Here is a 20929-nt window from a genome sequence, read left to right on the forward strand (position 1 = left end):
TTTATCCTTCCATAAACTTTGTAATCACAAGAAATGAAAGACTTGCACTCAAAGAGCTTACAAAAGTCCCCCAAATAATATCAATTATTGTTACCATTAGTGACCAGTCTTTAATTGATGCCAAATTTGTTAAATCGTATGTAGAATAACATACTAATCCTAGTAGAGCACCACTCAGTAAGACGTAAGTTATACTATTTTTTTCAAGTCCGGGCATTAATACAAAAAATGTTAGTGCTCCTAGATAAATAATATAGAAGATAATGGCCGGAATAACTTTAAAATCTCCCATCAAGTTACCAATATTTGGCTGATAGATTTTTTTATTTGCAAAAAAGAGCCAGCAAATATCTAAAATTAAAAAAATTACTCCACTTATAATAAAGGGTTTAATAAAATTCATTATTCTTCTCCAATCTATAGCTTTCAGTTTTACAGATGTATATACTTATAAATATCAAAATTTTTATGTTATATAATCATTATTTATTGCCCAAACCATCAGATTCTCCTCAAATTATTTAGTTCAAGATAGCAACTGATATACTCAAATATGTTGCGAAAATAATCCAAATAAAATAAGGAATTAGAAGGAATGCAGACCACTTATTAATTTTTGAAAATTTAATGACGCAGAGATAAACAATAAAATCTAGTAAGAGAATAATAATAACTCCTAACCAAAAATAGCCTTTGAAAAAAATAATACTCCAAATAAAGTTTAAGATAAGTTGTATTCCAAAATAGAATAAAGCATTTTGTCCCTCACTTCTTTGAGTTTTCAGCTTATAAAAAATCAAATAGGCGGAAATGGCGATAAGAGCATATAATACAGGCCAAACAATCCCAAAAAGATAGTCTGGTGGAGCTAGGGGTGGGAGTTTAAGATTATTATAAATCCCCTTGATATCCCCCGCCAAGAGGCCAGATAGGCCACCAATTAGTTCAATTCCTACAATAAATAATATTAGTTGTCCCAATGCTTTTAGTTTTTTACTAGTCATAATTTCTCTCCCTTTTAATATACATGAGTTCTTTTGATTACTATACTTATATTATTACATAAATAGTGAGTCAAGCTGTCTTATTCGCTTGATAACTTTATAACTTAGTATAATCATCTTTAATTTGTTAAAAAATAAAAATGTCACTGGAAAAATTTCCAGTAACATTTTATAAGAGTTATTTTTAGTAGTTTTTATTATTTGTAAGGGAATATCTGTGAGGGAATTGAACCACTCGTAATGTAGCTTTTAAGGACTTTATCAGCATCTCGTTTTTCTTTTATTACACTTACAAATTTAGCTTTTGCATCAAATTTTTGATAATCTTCATCATTAAGAATCAATAGCTTAGAAGTAGCACTGTATTCTCCTAGAACAATATATTTTGTACTTTTAGGTTTCACTGACTGTCCTTTATCATCAGTTATTGTTTTATCTTCCTTTCCTGTCCACAAAGCTGGCTCGGCTGATAAGTTTTCTACTGTCTTAAATTTAAACTTGTCTCCTTTTTTGGTTACGTTATTAAAAACTTTTTCATTTATTAATTTATTAGCAGCTTGAGTATTCAAGACTAAGACATCTGATTTTGAACTGTATTTACCTTCTACAGTTAAACTTTTATCAATATATTTTTTATTATTCTCTAATATAGTATCTGCTTCATCCTTATTATCACTATACATGATTATACCGTGAACATGAGCAAAATTTTTTTTGAAAAAGTCATAACCGAGAAATCCGGTAATGGCAATTGGTACTATGATAATTAGCGCTATTAGTATTTTCTTCATTCTATATCTTTCCTTTTTTTCTTTTTACAATTTAGCTACTCCTTCATTCTAACATCAAGTCCGATGCCTCCTTCTTACATTTTTGTAATGAAAAAATGAGTACTAAAAACCTCAAGAAAGAGATTCTTTCTTGAGGTTTGCTAACTTTTTTAAATAGGAAGAAGGGAAATAATGATGAATAGTAAGACACCTCCCAATACACTAAAAAGAATAATTTTTCTATGTAGAAGTAATGCGATATATTCACGAATTAAGGCCGTAGGTAAGAAATAAAGTGCTGTGGGTGCCCCTACTCCTTGGGCTTTTAATTTTACTCTTTGCGCATATAAACTTCCTCTGAGAACATGATAATTATTGGTTGAAAAAATGATTGAAGGGGGCATTTCTTTATCTGACCAATCCTCATTAATTATCCTTTTAGAAAATAACATGTTCTCATAAGTAGTGGTGGATTTATCTTCAAAAAGAATTTGATGATTAGGAATGTTTTGTGAGTGGAGGTATTTTCGCATGGCGAAGGCTTCTGATACAGGCTCATCCGCCCCCTGTCCGCCACTAACAACAAATTTGGCTGTAGGATTTTTCTGGTAATATTCAATTCCTTTGTCCAATCGACTCTTTAACAAGGGTGGAACTTCTTCACTTCTAACACCTGAACCCAAAATGATAATATAATCTATCTTTTTTTGTAAAGGAATCATTTGGCTCATCCATGAATATAAAATATAGGCTGCAAACAAAAAACAGAGAATTATATCAATAAGTAAAATATAAAGAAGAATGTACCAGATTATTTGTGGTATTGTTTTTGTTGAAAATGTGAATAACATAAAGAGTGCTGGAAAGGCAATAAGCAAATTTAAGCCAAATAGAGCAGATAATTTTGCAGTGGCACTTTTACCTTCTTTAGTTCTCATTGTTTTTGAGTTAAAAATGAAATATCCACAGACCAATAAAAATATTAAGGGAAGGATTCCATAAGCAATGATCAAGGTTGCAAAATCACCCGACGGAAGATAAAGATAAATAAGGTATAATAATTCAAAAAACAGAGAGGCTAGGCTCAATATCAAACCTGAGGCTAAAAAAATTCCTCCTATTATACTTCGTTTATTGATTTTTAATCTTAGCAGGCCAATTAGCATGATAATCAGGGAAATTATTAAAAAAGCCATTCAAACTCCTTGGGTTTAATCTATTCTATTATAACATAGCCTTCTATCCTAATCTCTTCACGTGTATTAAAAAAATCCTACTGTTCAAATGTGAGATTTTTGATTATTAACCCAAATGCATAAAAAGAATTGGATATTGATTTCCTTGTTCGTCAATTGGATTTCTTTTATAAACTTTAAAGCCTAAATGCTCATAAAATCCTTTGGCTTGCGGATTTTGCTCATTCACTACAAGTTCATTTACCGAATAGTTTTTTATTGCTTCTTCAAGCAACTTTCTACCGAGTCCTTTTTTCATGCGATTAGGGCTAATAAACAACATTTCAAGTTTCTCACCAACAATTCCCATAAAAGCAATTGGTTTTTCATTATCGTCAAATTCCACAATTAAATGTTCGATAGCTTTAAGAGCTTGCGGGACATATTGTTTTATATCTTCAATTTCTTTAACTGACAGAAAAGAATGTGTTTCTTTAACTGAATTTTCCCATAAACTTATCAATTCTTCTATGAGTTCTTTATTTCTCATATCTTTATTTATTTCTTTCATTTTAATCCTTTCTTATTTGAAAAACTTTTTTAATAGTGAATCAAAATTTCTAAATAGTGATTCTGAAAATAGTGAGAGTAAGGCAACCAGAACAAAACTATCCAAAGAAATTTTGCTGATAGAGAAGAGGGAATTGAACATGAAACCTGAGATAATTATCCCAACAATATTAAAAATGATAATTCCCATTTTAAAACGGTTGAGTGGTGCACTGATTTTAGTTAAAATCATAAATCCAACAACAGCTAGTAAGATAACTGCTGAAGTTGAAATTTCTGATGCCGTCAATTTGAAGGCAGCTCCAGCAATAACGACTCCTAAAACGGCCGTAATTTCAGTCAAGCTGGCTGGTAATGCTTTTAAGATAACATTTTTAATAAAATCTTTTTCAATTCGTTTGTCATTTTCTTCTAAAGAGAGTAAGAATCCCGGAATCCCAATGGTGAATAAACTGATAAGTGAAAGTTGTGAAGCTTGTAAGGGATAGGTGAAGACAAAGATTGCTGAGATAATTGCCAAGATGATTGAAAAGAGATTTTTTACAAGGAAAAGAATGGCTGAACGTTGGACGTTATTGACGACTCGACGTCCTTCTGTGACTACTTGTGTCATATGCCCAAAATCTGAATCTAATAAGACAACTTGTGCAACTTGGGTCGCGGCATCACTTCCGGAAGCCATGGCAATGCTACAATCAGCACTTTTCATGGCTAAAATATCATTAACACCATCTCCGGTCATTGCGACAGTATGATCTTTACGTTTGAGGGCTTGAACGAGACGGCGTTTTTGGTCAGGTGTCACACGCCCAAAAACAGTATATGATTCAACCGCTTGGTCTAAATCTTCTTTCGTTTTCAATAAATTTGCATCAATGAAACGTTCAGCTCCAGTAATTCCTGCTCTTTTTGCAACTGCCGACACGGTTTGAGGGTTATCACCTGAAATAACTTTGATATTGACTCCTTGCTCTGCAAAGTAGTTAAAGGTCGATTTAGCATTTTCTCTGATGGGATTGGCTAACACAACGTAGCCAAGTGCGTAAGCCCCCAAATTAAGTTGGTCATAAATTTTTTCTTTTGTTCCCGCTAAAACTAGGACACGAAAGCCTTCTTCTAAGAGATGATTGATTTCAGAGCTAATTTTTTCATAAGTTTTCCCTAAAACAATTTCTGGTGCTCCTAAAAGATAACTTTCATTTTCAAAACAAACAGCACTATATTTTACTTTTGATGAAAATGGAATAATTTTTTTAACGCCGGTCATTTGATTTTGAAGGTCACCTTTTGCAAGCATAAACTCTCGAATTGCCTTCATGGTATCATTGTCATCAGTATTTGCTGAGATGTAGTCAGATAAAAGAGACATAAATTTCGCTTCGCTTATGTTACTACTTGGGCTAACAAATACTTGCTCAACTGACATTCTGGGTTCTGTGATTGTTCCTGTTTTATCAACACATAGAACGTCTACACGCGCTAAGGACTCAATACTTTTCATATTGTGCAATAGCACTTGATTACGAGCCAATTTCACACTACTGAGCGTTAAGGCAATGGTTGTTAAAAGATACAACCCCTCTGGAATCATTCCGATAACCGCTGCCACCATTGCTACAACACTGGTTTGAAGTGTATTATGATTGACAAAGTAATTTTGGGTAAATAAAATGACTGCTATCGGAAGAATAATAAAGCTGACCCACTTTAATAATTTATTGAGGGCCCGTAACATCTCAGAGTCTTCGCCATGGTCAACCAATTTGGCTTGTTCTGTTAATTTGGAAATGTAGGAATCTTTTCCGACTTTTTCCAAAATGACTTTGGCTTCTCCTGACACAACAAAACTTCCTGACAGAAGTTTGTTATCAACATTTTTTTCAATTTCGTCAGCTTCACCTGTCAAAAGTGATTCATTGACAAAAATACTTCCTTCGACAATGCGAGCGTCAGCGACAATTTGATTTCCTGTTTTAAGAATAATAATATCTTCTTCAACCAAATCATTTGAAGCAATTTTTTCTTGTTGACCATTCCTTATCACTGTGGATTGCGGAGCGTGCAGGAGAGTCATTTGGTCCAAATATCGTTTGGCTTTGATTTCTTGATAAATTCCGACAATTGTATTAATGACAATTATTGGAAGGAAAATAAGCTGATTCCATGCTTGAACTAAACTGATTAGAATCGCAATGACTGCAAATATTAAGTTGAAAAATGTAAAAGTATTTCGTTTTACAATTTCCCAAACAGGACGATCCGTCTCATCTATATTTTTATTTATCTTCCCTTGGCGAATCCGTTCTTCAACCTCAAAACTTGTTAATCCTTTTAAAGACATATTTTTTACTCTCTATTTCTTCTCAATTTCAATTTTTGATTTCAATTATATAGTATTTTTAAGAATACTTTGTTCTATCTTAACATAGTTCTGAGAAGTCCTGCAAACGGTAAAAATGTTATTTTTGATTCGTTAAACTTTTTTCTATTTAAATATGATAAAATATGCTCATAATCATATAGAAAAGAGAATTTATTATGCCATATGTCCATGTTGAACTTTTTGAAGGTCGTACAGTTGAGCAAAAAGCTATAATTGCTAAAGAAATTACTGAATCAATTTCTAAACATGCTGGAGCACCTACTTCAGCAATTCATGTCATCTTTAATGACCTTCCAGAAGGAATGCTCTATCAAGGCGGAGAAATGAAAAAGAAGAAATAAGTTTTCATTTGAGCCAATCAAAGCTGTCAGTAATTGATGGCTTTTTTATTTAAGCTGTCAGTAAATTTTTAGTAAATAAACTTCTCTTGAAAAAATATTTTTATTAGGATAAAATGAAAGCAACTCTAAAAGAAACTGGTGAAAAATGAAAGTTTTGATTACTTCTGGTGGAACAACGGAACCTATTGACAACGTTCGTGGCATCAGTAATTTTGCAACAGGAAGTCTCGGAAAAGTGACTGCTGAAAATTTTTTAAATGCTGGTCATGAAGTCTATTTATTAGCTGGACTTCAGGCTAAACTTCCTGAATTTACTGACAGACTGACCTATATTCCGATTGAAGGAACTCATGACCTTTATGAACAGATGAAAAACTTAGTCCCTGACATGGATGTTGTTATCCATAGTATGGCTGTCAGTGATTATCGTCCTATTTATATGACAGGTCTTGAAAATTTTACTGACAAGTTTTCTAAAGAGGAGCTTTTAAATTTTCGTCCTGAAAAAGTTGGGAAAATTTCTTCAAAATCTGATTATCAAATCATGCTCCTAGAAAAAACACCAAAAATTATTTCTTATATTAAAGAATGGAATCCAAATGTTTTACTTTTTGGTTTTAAATTATTGGTTGGTGTAGAAAAATCTGAGCTTCTTTCTGTGGCCAGAGAAAAGTTACTGACAAATCATGCTGATTTTATTTTAGCGAATGATTTAGAAAATATTCATGGAAATGATCATCAAGCATTTTTGGTCAGTAAAAATCATGAAATTACTTTAAAAACAAAGGCTGAAATTGCTGACAGACTTTTAAAAACCTCGGAGGAATTAAAAAATGACTAAAATTACACTTGCGGTAACAGGTTCAATTGCAGCTTACAAAGCAGCAGATTTAACTTCTTTACTGACAAAAGAGGGACATGATGTGACAGTTTTAATGACAAAAAGCGCTACTCAGTTCATCACTCCTTTAACTCTACAAGTTTTGTCCAAAAATAAGGTTCACTTGGATATTATGGACGAAGAACGTCCTGAATTGGTTAATCATATTGATTTAGCTAAAAATACTGAGCTTTTCCTTGTGGCACCTGCAACTGCTGATACAATTAGCCGTTTGGCGCAGGGCCGAGCTGATGATATTGTCACTTCTGTAGCCCTTGCTCTTGAACCTTCTGTACCAAAATATTTTGCCCCTGCAATGAATACTAAAATGTATCAACATCCTTTGACGCAAAAAAACATTGAGATTCTTAAGAAAATAGATTATAATATGATTCAACCGAAAAAATCTTTGCTCGCTTGTGGAGATTTTGGTGAGGGAGCACTCGCCGACTTACCTGATATTCTATCGGATTTAAAAAATTCTTTATAAAATAAATGAGGTATTTATGAAAAAATCAAAAGCGTCTGATGTGGCAATCTTGTCCATTTTTATTGCAATTATGGTCGTTGTCCAACTTTTGAGTCAAATTATCTATAGCGTTTGGCCTTTACCAATCGTTCCAACTTTGCTCCATATTCCAGTAATCATTGGTTCAATTGTTCTTGGAGTTCGTAAAGGAGCATTTCTGGGTCTAGTGATGGGATTGATTAGTGTTATTAATTCAACAATCGTAACCCTACCTTCTAGCTTTATGTTTAGTCCCTTACAGCCTGTTCCTGGAACAAATCATGGTTCTATCTGGGCATTGGTTATTGCCATCGTTCCGCGTGTTCTAGTCGGAATTCTTCCTGCCCTCGTTTATCGTTTGGCACAAAATCGTTTTGGAGCTGGTTTAGCCGCTTTTGTTGGAACAGCAACTAATACACTTCTGGTTTTAAGTTTCATCTTCCTCTTCTTTCATGATGTAACCAAACAAACCTTCGGAGCTTTGCTTGCTTCAATTATCACAGGAAATTCTATTGCAGAAGTGATCATCGCTGTGATTTTAACAATGGCAATTGTCCCTGCTTTAAGTAAAGCAAGAGGCAATTCATAATTGAAAAAAAAACAATCTATTTTTATTAGATTGTTTTTTTTATTAAAAAAATGTTATAATGTAAGCGTTGATAAGAAAAAAATAGGAGAAAACTTATGAAAAAAATATTAAGTTTCGACATTGACAACACACTCAATGAACCAAAAATGCCGATTTTCCCTGAGATGGCTGAATTGTTGGCTACTTTGTCTCAAAAATATATCATTGCACCAATTTCTGGTCAAAAATATGATCAATTTTTGATTCAAATTATTAATAATTTGCCTGAATCTGCAAATCTGGATAATTTCCATTTGTTTGTTGCCCAAGGGACTCAATATTATGCTCACAAAGATGGCGAATGGAAACAGGTCTTCAATTACGCTTTAACTGATGAACAAGCTAACGCAATTATGGGTGCACTTGAAAAAGCTGCTAAAGAGCTTGGACATTGGGATGAATCTGTTCTTGCCCCTGGTGATGAAATTAATGAAAATCGTGAATCGATGATTGCTTACTCAGCAATCGGTCAAAAAGCTGGTGTTGAAGCTAAACAAGCTTGGGACCCAGACATGACAAAACGTAATGAAATTGCTAAATTGGCTAGTCAATATGCTCCAGAATTTGAATTTGAAGTTGCTGGAACAACAACTATTAACGGTTTTGTTCCAGGTCAAAATAAAGAATTTGGGATGAATCATTTGATGGAAGAACTTAATGTTACTAAAGAAGAAATTCTTTACTTTGGTGACATGACTCAACCTGGCGGAAATGATTACCCTGTTGTTCAAATGGGAATTGAAACAATCACTGTTCGTGACTGGAAAGAAACTGCAGCTATTCTAAAAGCAATTATTGCGATGGAAGAAGCTTAATTTTCCACTGATAAAAAGCTGTCACTACTGACAGCTTTTTTCTTTTGCTGACAGAAAATATTATTGAAGATTTTAAACTACAGAATGGCTTTTCATCCTTTAGTCCTATTGAAATTCATCTGAATTTTAGGTAAAATAGATGAGTATGTTTAATTTATAGAAGGTGAACTTATATTGAAAAATTTGAAAAAGAAATTAACATTGACTGGTTTAATGACAGCCGGATTGTTATTCCTATCTGGCTGTGTTCAAACACACGTTGTTGATGGAGTCCGCGTTCCAACCGAAGCAGCTACTCATGGAATTACCTATAATTTTTTGGTTCGTCCAATGTCTGCTTTTGTTGACTTATTCGCTAATAACTTGCACATGGGTTATGGTTGGGGAATTATTTTTGTTACTCTGATTATCCGTTTTCTCATCTTGCCTTTAGGTTTGAATCAAGCCTACAAATCAACTTATATGCAAGAAAAAATGGCTTATCTTGCTCCTGGATTTGCTCCTTTGCAAGAACGACTCAAAAAAGCACAAACTCCTGAAGAAAAAATGGCAGCTCAACAAGCATTGATGGCAGCCCAAAAAGATAATGGAATTAACATGCTTTCATCAATTGGTTGCTTACCAATGTTGATTCAATGGCCTTTCTTTATCGCTCTTTATAATGCTGCAGCCTATACAACGGGAATTTCAAGTTCAACATTTTATGGGATTCCTTTAGGACATCCAAGTGTGGTCTTGGTTATTATCTCTGGGGTGCTTTACTTCATCCAAACCTGGATTTCAACTTTGTCAATGACCCCTGAACAAAAGAAATCAGGAATGGCAATGTTGATTATGAGTCCGGCAATGATTGTTGTCTTCTCATTCATGTCACCTGCTGGAGTAGCACTTTATTGGGCAGTTGGTGGTTTTGTTATTGTTATCCAACAAATCATCATTACCTTCATCATGAAACCAAGAATGCGCCGTCGTATTGATGAAGAATTTACAAAAAATCCTCCAAAAATCAATAATGAAGGTCTCAAAGATGTTACACCTACTTCTGTTCAAGAAAATTTCAAAGAAATCACAAGTGAACGCAATGAAAAGGAACGTAAATCTGGCGGACGAAATGCTGGTAAACAAAATCGTAAGTAATTTTTACTGACAAGATATAAAAAAATAAAAAGTCACTGATAAAATTTCTGTCAGTGATTTTTTTATTTATTGAATCAATAATTTCTTGTTCAGATTAAAATGAGAGTTCTGTCAGTAACTTTTCTTATATATTATAGCGTGTATGCTTAAAAAATATCAACATTCCTCCAGTAAGAATAATTAAAAGATAAGTCACAAATAGCACTAAAATAAATAAAGGAGAGATTTGGGTCATTGAAAGAGGTGGCACACCTAGATGGTTACCAAATGGTGCAAAAATATTTAATGTCATATTACTCCAATCGAAGCAACCAGTATTTGGTAAGATAAATAAATAAATCATAAAAGCACTCCCTATCAGGTTTGCTCGTTTACTGGCTAAAGTTAACGCAAAACACATCATTGCTAATGCTAATCCAATCATAAAGCTAAAAAATAGTAAATAAAAACTATCTGAATTAATAAGGGGATACAATGATTGCCCATATTCTCCAGCATTTTCAGACTTAAAGAATAAGTGTAAAATTTCACCAGAACAAGCTGCCAAACTAAAAATAAGCAAATACATTACAATTAATGATACAACTAATCCAACAGATTTTCCTAATAAAATTATCTTCCAACTCTGTTGCCCAAGTCTCCTTTTGAAGGTTCCAAATTTATAATCATAGTTTGCAACAAGTACTCCAAAGAAACCAGCAAGTAAAGAAATAATTGTCATACCATAAGCTTTAAATATGAATTGTGGAAATCCCACAAAACTGATTGCTTGGTTGGCTTGATTTAATTGCTCATAATCATAGCGAGTGGCATTATTAAGTATAGATTGATTGCCATTATTAGAAATAGAATAATCTTTATGAATATTTTTTTGAAAATTAATATCTGATTGTTTGTCCTCCATAAAAAGACTCTCAGCTCCTTTTAAATTAAGGATTGCTTGGAATGTGCCTAAAATCAATAAGCCGATTATTATTCCAAAAATTACTAGATAAATTTTGGATTTGGTAAGATAGAAAAGCTCTTTAATTAAAGTTATTTTCATAAATTTTTTTCAAACCTCCTTTATCCACCTTTAAAATTTTTTTATTTTTTATCACATATAAATCATCAATAATCTCTTCATAAAACTCAAATTGATGACCTGTTAATAAAATAATTTTCTCGTTTTTTGACCTGATAAGGTCTTCCTTAAGAATATTTAAACTCTCATAATCCAATCCATTTGTCACTTCATCCATCATCGTTAAAGAAGGTTCTAATAAGTTCCATATAATCAATGATAATCTTTTCCCTTCACCAAGAGAATAGGTTGATACCCGTTTTGACAGTCTTTCTTCTGAAAGATACCGTTGAGCTCTCTTTTCAATTGTCAATTTAGAATATCTAAAATTTGTAAAAAAAAGAATATTGTCCATTCCAGTTAGATTTTTATAGAGTTCTAAATTATCAAATAGGACATATGTATCATTATTTTTAGCTGAATTATTTATAAGGCCTTGGCTCGCATGCAGACTTCCTAAAATAAGTTTCAATAGTGTTGTCTTCCCTCTACCGTTTGGTGCCATAATAAACGAGATTTTACCCTCTGTGAAAGAAACCGTTGTATTCTCAAAAATATTTTGTGTTTTGAAATTAAAAGATAAATTTTGAATGTCAATTTCCATTTATTCTCCTTTATAAAAAATATGTACACAACTAAATTTTAATCATGTACATATTTTCACTAATATTATCAATTAAATGTAGAATAGGTCCATTGACCATTTCCAAGAATAGTTGTCCGTATATACTTATTAAAACTAACTCCCACATGTCCAAATTTTCCAGCATTTATACCTGAGCCCACAGTATATTTTCCTTGATAAATTCGTCCCCAAGAACCATTTTTATTAATAAGTGAAATTCCATTTTGAGTGACCCAGTTTGTCGGAGTAAAGCTATGAGCACTCTGAAAAGCTGTAGCTGTACTAATCGCTTTTCCATTATACTGAAAATAGACACGATCCGCCATTGTGATAATATTTAAAACAGAAATAGAAGCATTAGTTGTTTTAGTTGCCGCATTTACAGCCGGACTTAGAGCACCTGATATTCCCAGGGTGACTGCGAGAGTTACAAGAGTTTTCTTCATGAGTTTCATATTTATACCTCCATATTAAATAATTAAATTGACATTTCTTCTTTAATCCAATTTTTCTACAAAAGCAAGAGATAATCCACTATATTCAAAAATATTCTGGATAATAACAATCATTCGTTAAGATAATGATAGCGCTTTAATTGATTTGCTTCAATATATTTTTTGTTAACATTAAGTTTCTTTTGTATTACTTGAGGTCAAAAAAATACTGATTATTTTTATCAATCTCGATAAAAATAATCAGTATTTTTCTCTTTATTCTTATGTTAAATGAACACCTTTATCAACATAAACAATATCACCAATGACCCCTGAGGCAAGCGGGCTAACAAGGAAAGCGGCAGTTTGACCAACTTCATCAATTGTTACACCAACACCATCAGCTGTACGGCTGTCAGATTCTTTAATCAAATCTTTGTAACCTGAAACTCCAGAAACCGCAAGTGTTTTAATTGCTCCTGCAGAAATTCCGTTCACATGAACACCTACATGTGCCATTTCAGCAGCAAGATAACGAACTGTAGATTCAAGAGCTGCTTTAGCAATTCCCATAACATTGTAGTTAGGAATGGCACGAACTGAACCCATGTAAGTCAAAGTTACGATACCAGAACCTTTTTTAAGCAATGGTTTTGCTGCTTTAGCAACAGCAAGCAAGCTGTAAGCTGAAATATCTTGAGCAAGGGCATAACCATCGCGAGAGATATCTGTAACATTCCCACCAAGCTCTTCTTTTTTAGAGTAAGCAATGGCATGAACAAGTCCGTCAATTTTACCGACACGTGCCTCAATTGTACCAAAAGCACGGCGAATAGATTCATCAGAAGTTACATCACATTCAATGAGCAAATCTTCTGGTTCAGCCAATTTAGCTAATTGTTTTTCCATTCGTTCATTTTGGTAAGTATAAATTAATGTTGCACCTTGATCTTTCATTGCTTTAGCACAGCCCCGAGCAATAGATTTATTGTTAGCAACACCCATGATAACAATTTTTTTACCTTCTAAAAACATAAATAAAATAAGTCCTTTTCTTTAAAATAATCAGGTTTAAGCGACTAGCAAATAAAAAAAAATAAATTTAATCACTTTACCTTTACAAGTCATATAAAAAAGTTGACACTCTCACAAGAAATTGATAATATTAATTGTAAAAGGTTTTGTATATCAAAATACTTGATACATAAAATTTTAACTTAAAAATGTTGAACTGTCAAGTTAGAGTGATGGCTCTTTTTCCCTGATTACTCGGGCTTTTCATTAATTTTTAATAAGAAAAGGAATAAAAAATGACTAAAAAATACGCTATGACTGCTACAGAAGTGATGGAAGTTATTCCGAACCGCTATCCTATCATGTTTATTGACTACGTTGATGAAATTTCTGAAAATAAAATTGTTGCAACGAAAAATGTAACGATTAACGAAGAAGTTTTTAATGGACATTTCCCTGGTAATCCAACTTTCCCTGGTGTTTTGATTCTTGAATCACTCGCTCAAGCTGGTTCAATTTTGATTCTCAAAAAAGAAGAATTTCAAGGAAAAATGGCTTATATTGGTGGAATTGATAAAGCAAAATTCCGTCAAAAAGTCACTCCTGGTGATGTAATGAAACTTGAATTTGAAATTACAAAATTCCGTGGAAAAGTAGGAACTGCTGATGCCGCAGCTTATGTTGATGGTAAAAAAGTAACCACTTGTCAGTTCACTTTCATCGTTGATGAAGCAGCTGAACAAACAAACTAAAAAAAATTTACTGACAGTCTTTGTCAGTAAATTTTTTTATTATATACAGGATTTGTCAGTAAATATCTTAACTCTCCTGCATTTTTTTAATAAAGGATTGTAAAATTTCAATATGTTCTTCCAACTTTTCAAGAATAATAGATTCATTTGCAATGTGGCATTGTTCATGCTGTCCTGGTCCAAAAACAACCGTTCTAATCCCAACATTTTCAAAAAATCCTTGATCATTAGAACCCGAAGCCGCCGTTGTTTTCGCGCCAGATAAGTCTGTCAGTAACTGAATGAATGGAGCTTGATTATCGGTCAAAGTTGATAAAACAGGTGTCACAATATCTTCATAAGTAAAATGATACTGCACAGCTAACTCACTCATGACTTGCTCAAATACCTCTTCCAATTCAGGAGTTAAACGACAGTCAACCACAAGTTCAGCGAAGTCGGCTGTTTTATTAGGAGAATTTTCATCCCCAGAGAGAATTGATGTCACTACAAAAGTTGGCAGACCAAGCTGACTATTTTTGTAAATTTTCAAGTCTTCAACGATTTGCTCAATATTTTCTAGAAAATAAGTAACCGCCCCTAAAGCGCTTTGCTGAAAATGTTCTTGTACCGAAGCATGACCAGCCTTCCCAGAAAAATGTAGCTTCATAAAATGATTTCCACGTTGCCCAATATAAATCTTCTCTAAATCAGTTGGTTCTGCAATAATGCAACAAGCTGAGTCATAGCTCCAATTTTCACTAAAATAACGAGCAAAATCTTCTGAACCCTTACCATCAAGTTCTTCGTTAGCCGTCCCCACGACCCAAATATCTTGACTTAAATCTTTACCAATAAAACTTGCAGCAGCAAGTAAGTTTCCAACATCGCCACCTTTCATATCACTCGCACCAAGTCCAAAGAGTTTTCCCTCTTCTACTCTTGCATCGGTAGGCGAAAATTTCCAGTCAGCTAAATGACCTGAAACGACAGTATCAACATGCCCAGTTAAGATAATGGCTTCTTTTTTTTGTTCTTTTTTACCTTTTGCTTTAATTTGTCCGGCGACAAAAGTTTCTTTGCGAATAACAAAATCAAATTGCTTCTCAATAAACCATTTTTCAAGAAATATTAAAATCTCTTCTTCATTTCCTGAACTTGACGGAATATTAACCAAACTTTTTAATAAGTCTACAGCTTTTTCCATAAATTTCCACCAAACTATTTATTATTTTCAGAAAGCGTGTAGTTCTTTTGAATATCTTTATTAATTTGTCCGTTCTTCAATTCTTCTTTAATGACAGAATTGACAACCTTTGTTAATTCATCTGAACCTTTAGGAAGTGCAACCGCTGAACCATAACTATCTTTTGGCGTTTTTACGTCCACATTAGCAATCGCTAAATCTGAATTAGCTGCGACGTAACTCTTAGCAATAAGATTTTCAATCACGGCTCCTTGAACCTGCCCCCCTTTGACTTCATTGATTTCATCGCCAATTTGTGGCAAGGCAATCTCTGTTGCTCCTTTGAATTGACTGGTTACAATGCCTTCTTGAGTTGACCCTTTTTGTGCCGCTACTTTTTTACCTTTGAAATCTTCTACTGAACGATATTTACTTAAATCAGATTTTTTCACAACTAAATAATTACTTGCTGTATAATATACATCTGAGAAATTGACAGATTTTTCACGACTAGGTTCTTTTGAAATTCCTGAAATCGCAATATCTGCTTTTCCTGTATTTAAACTAGCTAAAACATTGTTAAAGTCCATGCTTTCAATTTTCACTTTAACCCCTAGTTTTTTACCAATAGCATTGGCCAAATCAACATCAGAACCCACGATTGTATTCTTGCCATCTTTAATAATTTGAAATTCAAAGGGTGGATAATCTGGAGATAAAGCAACTTTCAATACGCCAGCTTTTTTTACTTTATCCACTTGATTAGTAGCCGATTTTCCATTTCCGCAAGCTGCTAATGTTGCTACTGCGGCCAAACCGACCATTCCCAATGCTAATTTTTTCATCTTCTTGTTCATCCTTAAACCTCTTTTATAAATAGAATAAGTATAATTATACATTTTAAAATTATTTTGTCAAGGATTTTTGCATATTTATATTATAATTATTTAAAAAACAAAGATTTTCAGATAAAAAATGTACTTTTATACTTAAGTAAAAATAAAAATTCACTCATTGAGTGAATTTTTATTAATTATTAATCAATCCATTGCACGTAATTCTAATACCATATCACGTAACTGAGCAGCTCCTTCAAAGTCGAGGGCGCTAGCCGCTTGTTGCATTTCTTTTTCAAGTTTTTTGACTAATGCTTTACGTTCTTTCTTAGTCATCGCACTTGCATCGACTTCTTCAATCTCACCAGAATCAGTTTTCTTAGTAATGGCAATCAAATCACGAATTTCTTTTTTGATCGTTTGAGGTGTGATTCCATGTTCTTCATTATAAGCCATTTGAATTTCACGCCGGCGGGCCGTTTCATCCATCGCATGTTTCATTGAACGCGTTATTTTATACTTTTGACCCTCGTATTCTGTATAATAACCACTATCTAAGATTTCTTTATCCGCAGGATCATTTTCATCAAGGGCTTTAGCCATATCAGAATAAAGAATAACATGGCCTTCACTATTACGTGCTGCACGACCAATGGTCTGAATCAAGCCACGCTCATTACGTAAAAATCCTTCTTTATCAGCATCCAAAATTGCTACTAAAGAAACTTCTGGCACGTCTATCCCTTCACGAAGCAAATTAATTCCCACCAGAACATCAAAGACTCCTAAACGCAAATCCCGAATAATTTCGGTTCGTTCTAATGTTTTGATATCCGAGTGCATATATTTAACTTTTATCCCCATTTCCTTGAAATAGGCAGTCAAATCTTCTGACATCTTTTTAGTCAAAGTCGTAACAAATACTCGTTCGTTTTTCTCAGCTCGTTTATGAATTTCACCAACTAAATCATCGATTTGTCCCATCATTGGTCGAACTTCTACGACAGGATCTAATAGACCTGTTGGACGAATAATTTGTTCAACAATGGTATCGGTCTGCTCCATCTCATAATCCCCAGGGGTTGCTGAAACATAAACAATTTGATGCACATGACTTTCAAATTCTTCTCTTTTTAACGGACGGTTATCGAGGGCTGAAGGCAGGCGGAATCCGTAATTACAAAGCATTTCTTTACGGGCTCTGTCACCGTTATACATCCCTTTTACTTGCCCCATTGTCATGTGTGATTCATCAATCATAATCATGAAATCATCAGGAAAGAAATCAAGCAAAGTATATGGAGGTTCGCCTTCCTCGCGCCCATCCATATGACGTGAATAGTTTTCGACCCCATTACAATAACCCATTTCACGGAGCATTTCGATATCGTAGTTGGTTCTTTGTTCTAAACGTTGAGCCTCAAGAAGTTTTCCTTCTGAGCGGAAAACTTTTAATTGTTCTTCTAATTCTGCTTCTATCTTGGCAATTGATTCTTCCATACGGTCATCATTTGTCATGAAATGTGTCGCTGGGAAAATTGCCAAATGGTCTACTTCACCTAAAACTTGTCCGGTCAAAACTTCAATTTCACGGATACGGTCAATTTCATCACCGAAAAATTCAACACGAAAGGCATGTTCATCACGAGAGGCTGGAAAAACTTCTACAACATCCCCGCGAACTCGGAAACAGCCCCGTTGAAAGTCAATATCATTTCGCTCAAATTGAATTCCTACCAAATCATTTAAAAGTTGGTCACGAGAAATTTCTTGACCTGGGCGCAATGAAACCACCGAATCTTGATACTCTTTGGGTGAACCCAATCCATAAATACAAGAAACTGAGGCCACAACAATCACATCATTACGTTCCAATAAGCTTGAGGTCGCACTATGACGCAATTTATCAATTTCATCATTGACCGAACTGTCTTTTTCAATATAGGTGTCAGAACTTGGAACATAGGCTTCGGGTTGATAATAATCATAGTAGGATACGAAATACTCAACTGCATTATTTGGAAAAAACTCTTTAAATTCACTGTATAATTGACCAGCCAGTGTTTTATTATGAGCCATAACAAGAGTAGGTTTACCTGTCCGTGCAATCACTTGACTCATGGTGTAAGTTTTCCCTGTTCCTGTTGCTCCACGTAAAATTTGAGCTTTTTCCCCATTCTCAATATTATCTACTAACTCAGCAATCGCCTCACCTTGGTCACCGGCTGGCTCATATTTTGAAACAAGTTCAAATTTATTATCTGTTATTCTTTCTATAGCCATTCTTTTTCCTTTAATTCTTTTCTATTATCTTTGAAAAATAATCTAATGCTTGATGATAAACATCATTTTTAAAGCCAAAATCCATTTTACGAATTTCAGAAAGTCCTAAAAATTGATAAGTTGAAAATTCAATTTCTTCAGGATGGCTTTCAAGATTAATTTTTGCTTCTTCATGCAATCGGACAAGAAAATAATGTTGTTCTTGGCCAGCATAAGTCCAAGTTGGAAATTTCATCTCTTTAGGAAAATCATATTTTAAAGTTCCTGGATATTGTCCAATGATTTCAAACTCTTTTGTGCCAATTTCTTCTGAGAGTTCTCGAATAATGGCTGTCTCTGGTTTTTCACCAGCTTCAATTCCACCTTGTGGGAAGCCCCAGCTCATCCCGTCTGCTCGTTTACCTAGCCAAATTTTGTTTTCTTTATTGAGAATAATGGCTGCAACATTTTGTCTGTATTCTTTCATTTTTATCCTCTTTTTAGTATTAGGTTTACTGAATTCTATAGATGTAAAATTTGTCTTATTATTAATCTTCTAATACAATTTTACCATTTTCATCGCTAAAAATATGCTATAATTAATCTATATTCAAAAAAAGATAAGGAAGTTTTATTAATAATGAATCGTGATGAAATTCAAGCAAATTTAATCAAAGCAAGTCACATGATTAGCATGGACGATATTATTCGTGAAGGTTATCCAACTTTACGTGAAGTGGCAAATGATGTAACCTTGCCATTGTCAGATGAAGACATTATCTTAGGAGAAAAAATGTTGCAATTCTTACATAATTCTCAAGATCCTGTCATGGCTGAAAAAATGGGACTCCGTGGTGGAGTTGGACTTGCAGCAAACCAACTTGGCTTGCTCAAAAAAGTCATCGCCGTTTTGATTCCAAATGAACCTGAAGTTGATGAAGATGGAAATGAAATTCCACCTAAAGAAGCTTACAAAATGCGCGAAATCATGTATAATGCAAAAGTGGTTAGTCACTCTGTTCAAGATGCGGCTGTTGAAGGTGGCGAAGGTTGTCTTTCTGTTGACCGTGAAGTTCCAGGTTACGTCGTTCGCCATGCTCGTGTAACTGTGGAATACTACAACAAGGAAGGCGAAAAGAAAAAAATTCGCTTAAAAGATTTCCCAGCAATTTGTGTTCAACATGAGATTGATCACACTAATGGTGTTATGTTCTATGACCACATCAATATGAATGACCCTTGGGAAATTAAAGACGGTATGATTATTGTTAAATAATCGCCAAATTTACTGATGAATTTATGAATAGAAAAATTACTGACAGAATTCCCGTCAGTAATTTTTTATTTCATTTTCTACTTTTTAATTCTTGTCAGTAAAAGTTACTGACAAGTTTTTAGAAAATGATAAAGGTAAATTATTATTTAGCAATTTTTGCAAAATATTCAAGAGTACGAATCAATTGAGCAGTGAAACTCATTTCATTATCATACCAAGCAGCTGTTTTAACTAATTGTCCACCGTCTTTTAGGTCAGTCACTTCAGTTAATGTAGCATCAAAAAGTGAACCGTGAGCCATACCGATAATATCAGATGAAACAATTTCATCAACATTATAGCCAAAGCTTTCATCAGCGGCAGCTTTCATTGCTTCATTGATTTCGTCAACTGTAACGTGTTTTTCAAGTACAGTAACAAGTTCGGTAATTGAGCCTGTTGGAGTTGAAACACGTTGAGCATGACCTTTCATCAAACCAGAAAGTTCAGGCAAAACAAGACCAATTGCTTTAGCCGCTCCACTTGATGCTGGAACAATGTTTTCGGCAGCAGCACGCGCACGACGGAAGTCTCCACCACGATGTGGACCATCAAGGGTCATTTGGTCACCAGTATAAGAGTGAACAGTAGTCATTGTTCCACCTTTAACACCAAAGTTTTTATTTAAGGCATCCGCCATTGGTGCTAAACTATTTGTAGTACAAGAACCGGCAGAAATAACTGTTTCAGTTCCATCAAGAATTGTGTGGTTTGTATTGAAGACAACAGTTTTAACATCATTTCCACCAGGTGCCGTAATCAAAACTTTCTTAGCTCCACCAGGATGCAAATGTTTTTCAGCTTTTTCTTTAGTCGCAAAGAAACCTGTGGCTTCAAGCACAATTTCAACACCAGAATCAGCCCATTGAATGTCTTCCGGATTACGTTCGGCAGTAACTTTCACAAATTTTCCGTTGACATCAAAACCATCTTCTTTGACTTCAACAGTCCCTTTAAAACGTCCTTGAGTTGTATCATATTTTAGCAAATGTGCAAGCATTGCTGGGTCTGTCAAATCGTTGATATGCGCAACTTCAACTCCTTCGACTTCTTGAATTCGACGTAATGCCAAACGTCCAATACGACCAAAACCGTTAATACCAACTTTAACTACCATGATGTAGTCCTCCGTTTTTTTATTTAGATGATGAGATTCTTCTCTTTTTTTGCTATAATAGAAATAAATAATTATAGTTATTAGAGATATCTCTTATCTCTAATATAGATGATACTACTTTTTTACCCTAGTGTC

General features: G+C 33.9%; 23 protein-coding genes. 8 read left to right on the plus strand and 15 right to left on the minus strand.

The genetic code is table 11. The annotated features are described in order from the left end of the window. Position 1 precedes the first annotated feature (1 nt). From PYW37_RS09755 to PYW37_RS09780, 6 genes are all read right to left on the minus strand, one after another. The gene (locus PYW37_RS09755; protein WP_003130519.1) at positions 2-403 is read right to left on the minus strand and encodes a DUF2177 family protein; all 402 of its coding nucleotides are present in this window, start codon (positions 401-403) and stop codon (positions 2-4) included. Between the two features lie 118 nt (positions 404-521). Next, positions 522-1004 carry a TspO/MBR family protein gene (locus PYW37_RS09760; RefSeq protein WP_023189439.1) on the minus strand — a complete coding sequence of 161 codons (483 nt, stop codon included), beginning with the start codon at positions 1002-1004 and terminating at the stop codon, positions 522-524. A gap of 197 nt (positions 1005-1201) precedes the next feature. After that, complete coding sequence (locus PYW37_RS09765) at positions 1202-1795, minus strand: lipoprotein BA_5634 family protein (protein ID WP_010905446.1); 594 nt, start codon at positions 1793-1795, stop codon at positions 1202-1204. A gap of 149 nt (positions 1796-1944) precedes the next feature. Beyond that, positions 1945-2970: a YdcF family protein gene (locus PYW37_RS09770; protein WP_017864179.1), complete on the minus strand. Its 1026-nt coding sequence runs from the start codon at positions 2968-2970 to the stop codon at positions 1945-1947. Positions 2971-3076: 106 nt separating this feature from the next. Next, the gene (locus PYW37_RS09775; protein WP_003130515.1) at positions 3077-3520 is read right to left on the minus strand and encodes a GNAT family N-acetyltransferase; all 444 of its coding nucleotides are present in this window, start codon (positions 3518-3520) and stop codon (positions 3077-3079) included. Between the two features lie 12 nt (positions 3521-3532). Further along, complete coding sequence (locus PYW37_RS09780) at positions 3533-5860, minus strand: cation-translocating P-type ATPase (RefSeq protein ID WP_025017168.1); 2328 nt, start codon at positions 5858-5860, stop codon at positions 3533-3535. Between the two features lie 197 nt (positions 5861-6057). On the opposite strand from PYW37_RS09780, the gene thmT reads away from it, so the two are divergent. The 6 genes from thmT (at position 6058) to yidC (ending at position 10211) form a co-directional block, all read left to right on the plus strand. Beyond that, positions 6058-6243 (plus strand): 2-hydroxymuconate tautomerase, encoded by a 186-nt coding sequence (gene thmT / locus PYW37_RS09785; protein WP_003130513.1) that lies wholly within the window; start codon positions 6058-6060, stop codon positions 6241-6243. Between the two features lie 145 nt (positions 6244-6388). Continuing rightward, on the plus strand, positions 6389-7084 hold the full coding sequence (locus PYW37_RS09790) for a phosphopantothenate--cysteine ligase (protein ID WP_003130512.1): 696 nt from the start codon (positions 6389-6391) through the stop codon (positions 7082-7084). Further along, positions 7077-7613: a phosphopantothenoylcysteine decarboxylase gene (gene coaC / locus PYW37_RS09795; RefSeq protein ID WP_003130511.1), complete on the plus strand. Its 537-nt coding sequence runs from the start codon at positions 7077-7079 to the stop codon at positions 7611-7613. The genes PYW37_RS09790 and coaC overlap by 8 nt, the downstream gene beginning before the upstream one ends. Positions 7614-7629: 16 nt before the next feature. After that, on the plus strand, positions 7630-8220 hold the full coding sequence (locus PYW37_RS09800; protein ID WP_003130510.1) for an ECF transporter S component: 591 nt from the start codon (positions 7630-7632) through the stop codon (positions 8218-8220). Positions 8221-8315: 95 nt separating this feature from the next. Further along, on the plus strand, positions 8316-9074 hold the full coding sequence (locus tag PYW37_RS09805) for an HAD-IIB family hydrolase (RefSeq protein WP_003130508.1): 759 nt from the start codon (positions 8316-8318) through the stop codon (positions 9072-9074). 174 nt (positions 9075-9248) lie between these two features. Then, the gene (gene yidC, locus PYW37_RS09810) at positions 9249-10211 is read left to right on the plus strand and encodes a membrane protein insertase YidC (RefSeq protein WP_023189442.1); all 963 of its coding nucleotides are present in this window, start codon (positions 9249-9251) and stop codon (positions 10209-10211) included. A 124-nt stretch (positions 10212-10335) separates the two neighbouring features. Here the strand turns inward: yidC and PYW37_RS09815 are convergent, their stop codons facing one another. The 4 genes from PYW37_RS09815 to fabI form a co-directional block, all read right to left on the minus strand. Then, positions 10336-11256 (minus strand): ABC transporter permease, encoded by a 921-nt coding sequence (locus PYW37_RS09815; RefSeq protein WP_012897292.1) that lies wholly within the window; start codon positions 11254-11256, stop codon positions 10336-10338. Continuing rightward, entirely contained in the window at positions 11237-11878 is a 642-nt protein-coding gene (locus tag PYW37_RS09820) for an ATP-binding cassette domain-containing protein (RefSeq protein WP_012897291.1), read from the minus strand. Before PYW37_RS09820 ends, PYW37_RS09815 begins: the two co-directional genes overlap by 20 nt. A 68-nt stretch (positions 11879-11946) precedes the next feature. Next, positions 11947-12354 (minus strand): hypothetical protein, encoded by a 408-nt coding sequence (locus PYW37_RS09825; RefSeq protein ID WP_003130500.1) that lies wholly within the window; start codon positions 12352-12354, stop codon positions 11947-11949. 261 nt (positions 12355-12615) lie between these two features. Beyond that, positions 12616-13368, minus strand: coding sequence for an enoyl-ACP reductase FabI (fabI, locus tag PYW37_RS09830; RefSeq protein ID WP_025017167.1), 753 nt, complete (start codon positions 13366-13368; stop codon positions 12616-12618). 275 nt (positions 13369-13643) lie between these two features. Between fabI and fabZ the strand changes: the two genes are divergently transcribed. Next, a complete protein-coding gene (fabZ, locus tag PYW37_RS09835) occupies positions 13644-14099 on the plus strand; it encodes a 3-hydroxyacyl-ACP dehydratase FabZ (protein WP_003130498.1) in 456 nt (151 codons plus the stop codon). Between the two features lie 67 nt (positions 14100-14166). On the opposite strand, the gene PYW37_RS09840 is transcribed toward fabZ, so the two are convergent. From PYW37_RS09840 to PYW37_RS09855, 4 genes are all read right to left on the minus strand, one after another. Then, positions 14167-15285 carry a M20 family metallopeptidase gene (locus tag PYW37_RS09840; protein ID WP_012897289.1) on the minus strand — a complete coding sequence of 373 codons (1119 nt, stop codon included), beginning with the start codon at positions 15283-15285 and terminating at the stop codon, positions 14167-14169. A 14-nt stretch (positions 15286-15299) separates the two neighbouring features. Continuing rightward, on the minus strand, positions 15300-16109 hold the full coding sequence (locus tag PYW37_RS09845; protein WP_074453851.1) for an ABC transporter substrate-binding protein: 810 nt from the start codon (positions 16107-16109) through the stop codon (positions 15300-15302). 195 nt (positions 16110-16304) lie between these two features. Further along, a complete protein-coding gene (gene uvrB, locus PYW37_RS09850) occupies positions 16305-18383 on the minus strand; it encodes an excinuclease ABC subunit UvrB (RefSeq protein WP_023189444.1) in 2079 nt (692 codons plus the stop codon). Between the two features lie 10 nt (positions 18384-18393). Continuing rightward, positions 18394-18855 (minus strand): RNA pyrophosphohydrolase, encoded by a 462-nt coding sequence (locus PYW37_RS09855; protein WP_306171264.1) that lies wholly within the window; start codon positions 18853-18855, stop codon positions 18394-18396. 147 nt (positions 18856-19002) lie between these two features. Here PYW37_RS09855 and def point away from each other — a divergent pair, with 147 nt between their 5' ends. After that, the gene (gene def, locus PYW37_RS09860) at positions 19003-19638 is read left to right on the plus strand and encodes a peptide deformylase (RefSeq protein WP_003130816.1); all 636 of its coding nucleotides are present in this window, start codon (positions 19003-19005) and stop codon (positions 19636-19638) included. Between the two features lie 142 nt (positions 19639-19780). On the opposite strand, the gene gap is transcribed toward def, so the two are convergent. Beyond that, entirely contained in the window at positions 19781-20794 is a 1014-nt protein-coding gene (gap, locus tag PYW37_RS09865; protein WP_023189445.1) for a type I glyceraldehyde-3-phosphate dehydrogenase, read from the minus strand. Positions 20795-20929 lie beyond the last annotated feature (135 nt).

Origin of the sequence: Lactococcus lactis (assembly GCF_029023865.1) — a bacterium.
Taxonomy (GTDB): Bacteria; Bacillota; Bacilli; order Lactobacillales; family Streptococcaceae; genus Lactococcus; species Lactococcus lactis.

Bases quoted from the DNA above. Each gene is read 5' to 3' on its own strand.
- PYW37_RS09755 (WP_003130519.1), bottom strand. From the start codon at position 403: ATGAATTTTATTAAACCCTTTATTATAAGTGGAGTAATTTTTTTAATT.
- PYW37_RS09760 (WP_023189439.1), bottom strand. From the start codon at position 1,004: ATGACTAGTAAAAAACTAAAAGCATTGGGACAACTAATATTATTTATT.
- PYW37_RS09765 (WP_010905446.1), bottom strand. From the start codon at position 1,795: ATGAAGAAAATACTAATAGCGCTAATTATCATAGTACCAATTGCCATT.
- PYW37_RS09770 (WP_017864179.1), bottom strand. From the start codon at position 2,970: ATGGCTTTTTTAATAATTTCCCTGATTATCATGCTAATTGGCCTGCTA.
- PYW37_RS09775 (WP_003130515.1), bottom strand. From the start codon at position 3,520: ATGAAAGAAATAAATAAAGATATGAGAAATAAAGAACTCATAGAAGAA.
- PYW37_RS09780 (WP_025017168.1), bottom strand. From the start codon at position 5,860: ATGTCTTTAAAAGGATTAACAAGTTTTGAGGTTGAAGAACGGATTCGC.
- thmT (WP_003130513.1), top strand. From the start codon at position 6,058: ATGCCATATGTCCATGTTGAACTTTTTGAAGGTCGTACAGTTGAGCAA.
- PYW37_RS09790 (WP_003130512.1), top strand. From the start codon at position 6,389: ATGAAAGTTTTGATTACTTCTGGTGGAACAACGGAACCTATTGACAAC.
- coaC (WP_003130511.1), top strand. From the start codon at position 7,077: ATGACTAAAATTACACTTGCGGTAACAGGTTCAATTGCAGCTTACAAA.
- PYW37_RS09800 (WP_003130510.1), top strand. From the start codon at position 7,630: ATGAAAAAATCAAAAGCGTCTGATGTGGCAATCTTGTCCATTTTTATT.
- PYW37_RS09805 (WP_003130508.1), top strand. From the start codon at position 8,316: ATGAAAAAAATATTAAGTTTCGACATTGACAACACACTCAATGAACCA.
- PYW37_RS09815 (WP_012897292.1), bottom strand. From the start codon at position 11,256: ATGAAAATAACTTTAATTAAAGAGCTTTTCTATCTTACCAAATCCAAA.
- PYW37_RS09820 (WP_012897291.1), bottom strand. From the start codon at position 11,878: ATGGAAATTGACATTCAAAATTTATCTTTTAATTTCAAAACACAAAAT.
- PYW37_RS09825 (WP_003130500.1), bottom strand. From the start codon at position 12,354: ATGAAACTCATGAAGAAAACTCTTGTAACTCTCGCAGTCACCCTGGGA.
- fabI (WP_025017167.1), bottom strand. From the start codon at position 13,368: ATGTTTTTAGAAGGTAAAAAAATTGTTATCATGGGTGTTGCTAACAAT.
- fabZ (WP_003130498.1), top strand. From the start codon at position 13,644: ATGACTAAAAAATACGCTATGACTGCTACAGAAGTGATGGAAGTTATT.
- PYW37_RS09840 (WP_012897289.1), bottom strand. From the start codon at position 15,285: ATGGAAAAAGCTGTAGACTTATTAAAAAGTTTGGTTAATATTCCGTCA.
- PYW37_RS09845 (WP_074453851.1), bottom strand. From the start codon at position 16,109: ATGAAAAAATTAGCATTGGGAATGGTCGGTTTGGCCGCAGTAGCAACA.
- uvrB (WP_023189444.1), bottom strand. From the start codon at position 18,383: ATGGCTATAGAAAGAATAACAGATAATAAATTTGAACTTGTTTCAAAA.
- def (WP_003130816.1), top strand. From the start codon at position 19,003: ATGAATCGTGATGAAATTCAAGCAAATTTAATCAAAGCAAGTCACATG.
- gap (WP_023189445.1), bottom strand. From the start codon at position 20,794: ATGGTAGTTAAAGTTGGTATTAACGGTTTTGGTCGTATTGGACGTTTG.